This is a genomic window from Metasolibacillus meyeri (genome assembly GCF_003049505.1).
Lineage (GTDB): Bacteria > Bacillota > Bacilli > Bacillales_A > Planococcaceae > Metasolibacillus > Metasolibacillus meyeri.
The window spans coordinates 45,820-52,846 of sequence record NZ_PYWN01000045.1; the positions used below are offsets into that span (position 1 = coordinate 45,820).

The following is a 7,027-nucleotide window of genomic DNA, read 5'->3' on the forward strand; positions in this document are numbered from 1 at the left end:
CCTATTCCGTATTTACTAACATATACGTTCCTTGTCTTCTTATAGATTCATTTATTTTTCATAGAAAACCACTCACAAAAGAAAAAGCTTTAGCTATCACATCAAAGAGAAAAATTTATCTTAAAATATAAAAGAGGCTGTCCGAAAAGATAATACCTTTTCAGACAGCCTCCTCTTTTCTTATAAGCTACGTGCAGCCAATCTTTCATTCGCTGGTAATGTGGATAATTCAATGCCTTTCATCGGTGTGCCTAAACCCTTTGATAAGCGAGCAATCAATTCATAGTCTTGATAATTTGCTGTTGTTTGCACGATTGCTTTTGCAAATTGCTCTGGGTTTTCCGATTTAAAAATGCCTGACCCCACAAATACACCGTCTGCTCCTAATTCCATCATTAAGGCTGCATCTGCTGGTGTTGCTACACCACCTGCTGCATAATTGATGACTGGTAAACGCTTGGCCTCTTTAATCGCTAGCAATACTTCATATGGTGCACCAAGCTCACGTGCTTCTGTCATTAATTCTGCTGGATCCATATGAATGACCTTTTGAATTTGTGCATTGATTTCACGTAAATGACGCACTGCCTCAACGATATTTCCTGTACCAGCCTCCCCTTTTGTACGCATCATTTTCGCACCTTCACCGATACGTCTCGCTGCCTCACCAAGATTACGTGCACCACACACAAACGGCACTTTGAATTCGCTTTTTAATAAATGGAATTCCTCATCTGCTAGTGATAGCACTTCACTCTCATCAATAAAATCAATGTTCAATGCCTCTAACACACGTGCCTCCGAAATATGACCGATACGAGCCTTTGCCATAACGGGAATTGAAACTGCTCCTTGTACTTCCTCGACAATGCGTGGATCTGCCATACGTGCTACACCGCCTGCCGCTCGAATATCTGACGGTACACGCTCTAAAGCCATAACAGCAACTGCTCCTGCTGCTTCCGCAATTTTTGCTTGCTCCGCATTAATAACATCCATAATTACGCCACCATATTTCATCATCTTTAACTTCCTCCTTTTTCTAAATTTAGCATATCAAATTTTGACCACTTTAAAATAATCAGTTTTCTATTTTTTGATAATGTCAGGATATTCGAATTAACTTTCTTAAAATTCTTTCTATATCTTATAATAGACAGGATATCTTGTAATATCCGATACTATAATCAACAATGAATCAATTATGCTTCGGTTAACTTTAGTCCAGATTTTTCGAGCTTGCTCTTAGTAGAAGTTAACCTAAAACTATCACGACACGCGCTAACGGTTAACTGACCTGCATCGTGCAGGCAATCTGCAGTATCCACCGAAGGCTTTGGGGCAACAAGATGTTAGTCACTCAGTCGTTGTCACAGGAAGTGACACTCTTAGACTGAATTTCTCTTATTCAGCAAATGTCTGTACACTTGCTGAATGGAGTTTCAAAATAGCTTTTTAGCGGACAAATGGAGTTGAACAAATTGACAGTACAAACAATTACAGAGCAAATGGAAAAAATATTTGCTCATTTACATGCAAACCCTGAAATTAGCTGGCAGGAGGTTGAAACAACTACCTACATTGCACAACTTCTAAAAAAAGAAGGCTTAGTACCACATACTTTTGACGATATGACAGGGCTCTATGTTGATATTGGCAAAGGTGTTCCAAAAGTAGGCTTCCGCACAGATATGGATGCACTTTGGCAGGAAGTGAACGGTCAATTTAAAGCAAATCATTCTTGTGGACATGATGGGCATATGACGATGGCTATTGGCGTAGCATTATTATTAAACGAGCAAAAGGATCATTTACCAAGCGCCGTTCGAATTATTTTTCAACCAGCTGAAGAAAAAGGTCAAGGAGCTAAGGCCATCGTTGCACAAGGAATCACTGCACCCTTGGAATATTTATTTGGTACACATGTAAGACCATTAGTTGAAATTCCTGACGGTGTTCATGCACCTGCACTTTATCATGGCGCAGCCAAAATGTTCACAGGCACAATTACAGGGATTGAGGCACATGGTGCTCGCCCTGAGCAAGGAATCAACGCCATCGAGGTAGCGGCAGCCCTCGTTGATGCAATGAAGCGGCATTGGATTAGCCCGACGCAATCTGCCTCGATTAAAATGACACAGCTTCAAGCTGGCGGTTCATCGGCAAATATTATTCCTGGTAGTGCCACATTTAGCATCGATGCGCGCGCGCAAACAAATGAAACGATGGAAGCGTTGACAGAGGGCTTCCAGAAAGCAGTTGCTGCCGTAAGCACATTGTATGGAGCAAAAATCGAAACGACTTGCGCAGCCCATATCGTTGCAGCACAAGTGCATGATGATGCGAAGGCAATCATGAGACAGGCAATTATCGAAACCGTTGGGGAGCAACATTGTGCTGAAGATGTTGTTACACCAGGTGGAGAGGATTTCCATTTTTATGCTTACACTCAGCCACATTTGAAAACGACAATGCTTGGCTTAGGCTGTGGTGTTACACCAGGGCTACATCATCCGTTGATGGCTTTTAACAAGGAACGTTTATATGTTGGCGCTAACATTATTGTCAAGGCTGTATTATTAGCATTGCAAGAAGTAACAAGTCATCATGATGTTAATTAAAAAAAAAAATCAATACCTTTGACACTGGGGGAAGCATAGATGAAAATAACTGAAATAATAATACGCCATTTACAAATGGAGATGAAATTCTCTTTTACAACAAGCTTCGGCACAGTTAAAATGAAAAACTTTTTACTTTTAGAAGCGAAGGATGAGTCAGGTACAATCGGCTGGGGAGAATCTGTTGCCTTCGATTCTCCTTGGTATACTGAGGAAACAATGAAAACAAACTGGCATATGCTAGAGGATTTTCTCATACCGCTTATTTTAAATAAAGAAATCCACCATCCCGATGAAGTGAGCGAAATTTTTGCACCGATTCGTAAAAACAATATGGCAAAATCAACAATCGAAGGTGCTATTTGGGATATTTATGCACAGCAAACAAGACAATCATTAGCACAGGCTCTCGGTGGTACAAAAGATAAAATTGAAGTCGGTATTAGCATCGGTATTCAAAATTCAATTGATGAGCTAATCGAAGTCGTAGATAACTATTTAAAAGAAGGCTACAAACGCATTAAAGTAAAAATAAAACCCGGCTTAGATATTGAAATAATTCGTTCGTTGCGCAGTGCATTTCCTCACATAGCAATTATGGCGGATGCTAACTCAGCCTATAGTTTAGATGATATCGATTTATTACAACAGTTGGATGAATTTCAGTTAATAATGATTGAGCAGCCTTTAGCTTCAGACGATATTATCGATCATGCGAAATTACAGCAGCAAATTATAACACCTATTTGCTTAGATGAGAGCATCAATTCGCTTGAAGATGCACGCAAAGCTGTTGAATTAGGCTCTACCAAAGTTATCAACATCAAAATCGGACGTGTCGGTGGCTTAACAGAAGCGAAGAAAATTCATGATTACTGTGCGACGGTAGGCATTCCTGTATGGTGCGGTGGCATGCTCGAAGCAGGAATTGGCCGCGCGCACAATATCGCACTCACATCGCTTCCGAACTTCATCCTCCCTGGCGATACAGCGGGCTCTAGTCACTATTGGGAAAAGGATGTTATTGAACCAGAAGTTATGGCTGAAAACGGTTATATTCAAGTACCTCAAACGGTAGGAATCGGCTATGAGGTCAATCGCCAAATTGTTGAAGCGTACACTGTTGAGAAAAAAATTTATCGCTAAATGAACAAAGGATGGGAAGTTGAAAAAAAGCTTACAAATTGGTGGTGTATTCGTCGGGCTCATTGTTGGGGCAGGCTTTACATCAGGACAAGAGATTATGCAATTTTTTACGAGCTTTGGCTTCATAGGTATTGCAGGAGCCTTCTTTGCTACATTCGCCTTTTCATTTTTAGGCATGATTTTAGCACAGCTAGGCTCACAGCTTCAAACGACCTCACATAAAGATGTTATTTACTACATGGGTGGTCGTTCTATTGGGCTTATACTTGACCTGTTCATTACCCTCTGTCTATTTAGTGTAGCGGTTGTGATGTTTGCTGGCTCTGGCGCAATGTTCCATCAAATGTTTGGCATCTCGCCGGCCATTGGAAGCATCGTGATGGTTTGTTTAACAATTGGTACCTTGCTCTTGAATGTTCAAAATATTATGCAGATTATTGCCATGCTTACCCCTTATTTAATGACTGTTATTTTTATTATTTTAATGTATTCATTATGGACGATGGACCTTTCACTTTTGGAAGCAAATCAGCTCGCACAAATGCAGCAACCTGCAAACTCAAATTGGTTCATTAGCGCATTATTATATGTTTCCTATAATATCGTTATCGGTGCTGCCATGTTGATTGTTATGGGCGGAACGGTAAAAGACCGTAAAGTCGCTGGATTAGGTGGCATTTTTGGGGGGCTTATGCTCGGTACACTTATCCTATTAATTAATATTGCATTGTTTGTCAAAATAGATGTTGTAGCAGGTGTGGATATGCCTACACTTGCTTTAGCAATGCAAATCCACCCCTTTGTAGGCACATTAGTTGCGATTGCCTTACTTGGCATGATGTATAGCACCGCTGTTGGCATGTTTTATACATTTACAGTGCGCTTTATCACGCCAACTCACCCACTATTTAAGCCTGCCCTTATTTTTGTTGGCACAGTAGGCTTCGTCGCTAGCTTTATTGGCTTTAGCAATCTAGTCGGAAAAGTCTATGCTTCAATGGGCTATTTAGGCTTTGGGCTTATTGTAATCGTTGTATTCACATGGTGGAAGAAAAGAAGGTTGTAGGGAAAAACAATCCCCTTACAACCTTCTCTAACTTTTCATCTCAATTATTTGATAAAGCTGATCTAGCGCTTGACGCGTTGCTGATTTTCCAGAAGATATACAAAAAGCTAATTCTTTGCCGAAGCGTATTTGATTAAAGCCTAAATCAGGACGAATGATGACATCAGCTAATTGTAGTTCCTCCTTTACAAGCTTTGCACTCATCATATCAATCGTATTCATTAAAGAATCTACAACATGCCTTGTCATGCCCTTTGCAAAGGATTCTGCGCAAACATTGACACCAATGACAATGTCTGCCCCCATACTTTTCACAAGTGCAGCAGGAACAGGATGAACGACTGCACCGTCTACTAATGTTCTTCCCTCATATTGAACAGGTCGCATCACGGCTGGAACAGCAGAACTCGCTCTAAGTGCATGTGCTAAAGAGCCTTTTTTCATAATATGCGCCTCCCCTGTTAAAGCATCAGAGGCTACAGCCGCAAATGGCGTTGGTAAATTTTCAATTAAACGCTTCCCTAAATGACGCTCAATAAAGTCGATAACCGGTGTATTTTCAACGAAGGAACGAAATGGCACAGTTGGGCGTACTAATTGTCCCCATGTTACGCGCGATAGCACCTTCTTCATTTCAGCAACTGACATCCCTGCTGCATAGGCTCCTCCAACTACTGCACCGATACTTGTTCCCGCTACCATATCAATTGGAATACCTTCTTCTTCTAATATTTGCAGCACACCTATATGCGCTTGCCCTCTTGCTACACCGCTTCCTAATGCTAAGTCTATTTTAGGTCTTTCTCCTGGTTTACGATTCGTCACAAAGTGCAAATGTTTACTGTAGATTGTTCTTCCTTCACTCAATATGAATGCTTTTTCCACAAGCTCTTTTAATTCTTCTACATTGTTTTGCAAAAATGGATACAGCTTTAACAGACGGATTGCTTCCTCAGAAATCGGATTTTCTTGATTTACCCTACCTACTTTTCTAGCAAAATATGTAGCTAGTAGAGGGATATCCTCTGTTCGATTCCGCAAAGGTGGGATTGAAACTTCAACTCCAACGCGTTGCGTAAGCTTTTTTGTTGTCGTAAATACAATTCTTACTTGCTGTTCAAACTGCATCAGTTCTTTTAGTAGATCGCTATCCAATAATTCTGCATGCTCAACGACAATTGTTCCTCCTTGTGCCAATTGAAGTTTTTCTTGCCATTTCTCCAATATCAATTGGTTTGCATCTATTAAAACAAATGGATAATGCCCATTTGTCGACAAGTCATGCAGATGTTTAGCAACACTTATTTTTTCTGTTCCTGCTTCACCAATACATACTATTGGTGTGACACTCTGTGCAGCATAATGAATTCTTTTACGCAATTCTACCATCGGTTCTGTTTCACCAATTAATGCATCATATTTTTCTTGTACTTCATGTTCATGATGCCTCAGCAACAATAAACTTTTTTGATGCTCCTCTACAACGCGTTCATTAGAATTTTGAATACGTGTCACCATGGACTCAATAATTTGTAGTCGAAATGCAGCATTTTGATTCATTAAGAGCATCATACCATCTCGATTTAAGCTAACCGTTTGCACTTCATCAACCGCTTCTACATGTGCACTTACAGGATCACTTGTTAAACAAGACATTTCACCAAAAAACTGTCCTTCCCTTAAAATAGCAAGCTCTATTTTTCGCTCCTGTGCAATAAAGACACGTATTTTCCCCGAAACAATGATATGGATAGCTTGTGAGATTTGCCCTTTTTCTAAAATCAACTGTCCCATTGAGAAAGTATTTTTGTGCAAACTTAAGTTTGATTGCTTTAACTTTTCAATTATTTCTTCATTTATTAATGGATATACTTCTTTTTCTGACAAACAAATCTACCTCCTTTGCACTATCATGCGTGCCCATGCGATCCAAACGAATGTCTAAAAAATGAAGAGACTACTTCTTTTAGTAGCTCTATTTAAGGGAACTAAGTTTCTTTATATGGTGGGTCCTCTATTGGTGGCTCTTCCTCGTACGGAGGGTCCTCTTCTTCCACTGGTGGCGTTTCCTCATACGGTGGCTCTTCTTCCACTGGTGGCGTTTCCTCGTACGGTGGCTCTTCTTCTTCCACTGGTGGCGTTTCCTCGTACGGTGGCTCTTCTTCCACTGGTGGAATTTCCTCGTACGGTGGCT

Annotated in this window: 5 protein-coding genes and 1 pseudogene; 3 read left to right on the top strand and 3 right to left on the bottom strand. The window is 40.5% G+C overall.

All coding sequences use genetic code 11. The features are described from left to right. Window positions 1-180 precede the first annotated feature (180 nt). Window positions 181-1,029, bottom strand: a pseudogene (gene pdxS, locus C9J34_RS08330) (pyridoxal 5'-phosphate synthase lyase subunit PdxS); the annotation flags it as partial. Window positions 1,030-1,466: 437 nt separating this feature from the next. Between pdxS and C9J34_RS08335 the strand changes: the two are divergent. The 3 genes from C9J34_RS08335 to C9J34_RS08345 are packed head-to-tail and all read left to right on the top strand — an operon-like array spanning window position 1,467 to window position 4,833. After that, window positions 1,467-2,621, top strand: a complete 1,155-nt coding sequence (locus C9J34_RS08335) for an amidohydrolase (RefSeq protein ID WP_107839402.1) — start codon at window positions 1,467-1,469, stop codon at window positions 2,619-2,621. A gap of 39 nt (window positions 2,622-2,660) precedes the next feature. Further along, window positions 2,661-3,767: an o-succinylbenzoate synthase gene (gene menC / locus C9J34_RS08340; RefSeq protein WP_107839403.1), complete on the top strand. Its 1,107-nt coding sequence runs from the start codon at window positions 2,661-2,663 to the stop codon at window positions 3,765-3,767. Window positions 3,768-3,786: 19 nt separating this feature from the next. Beyond that, window positions 3,787-4,833: a YkvI family membrane protein gene (locus C9J34_RS08345; RefSeq protein ID WP_107839404.1), complete on the top strand. Its 1,047-nt coding sequence runs from the start codon at window positions 3,787-3,789 to the stop codon at window positions 4,831-4,833. Window positions 4,834-4,860: 27 nt separating this feature from the next. Here C9J34_RS08345 and C9J34_RS08350 read toward each other — a convergent pair whose 3' ends face one another. Beyond that, window positions 4,861-6,720, bottom strand: a complete 1,860-nt coding sequence (locus C9J34_RS08350; protein ID WP_107839405.1) for a patatin-like phospholipase family protein — start codon at window positions 6,718-6,720, stop codon at window positions 4,861-4,863. Window positions 6,721-6,821: 101 nt separating this feature from the next. Next, a partial coding sequence (locus tag C9J34_RS21890; protein ID WP_193768941.1) for a hypothetical protein occupies window positions 6,822-7,027 on the bottom strand: 206 nt, incomplete at its 5' end.

Bases quoted from the DNA above. Each gene is read 5' to 3' on its own strand.
- C9J34_RS08335 (WP_107839402.1), top strand. From the start codon at position 1,467: ATGGAGTTGAACAAATTGACAGTACAAACAATTACAGAGCAAATGGAA.
- menC (WP_107839403.1), top strand. From the start codon at position 2,661: ATGAAAATAACTGAAATAATAATACGCCATTTACAAATGGAGATGAAA.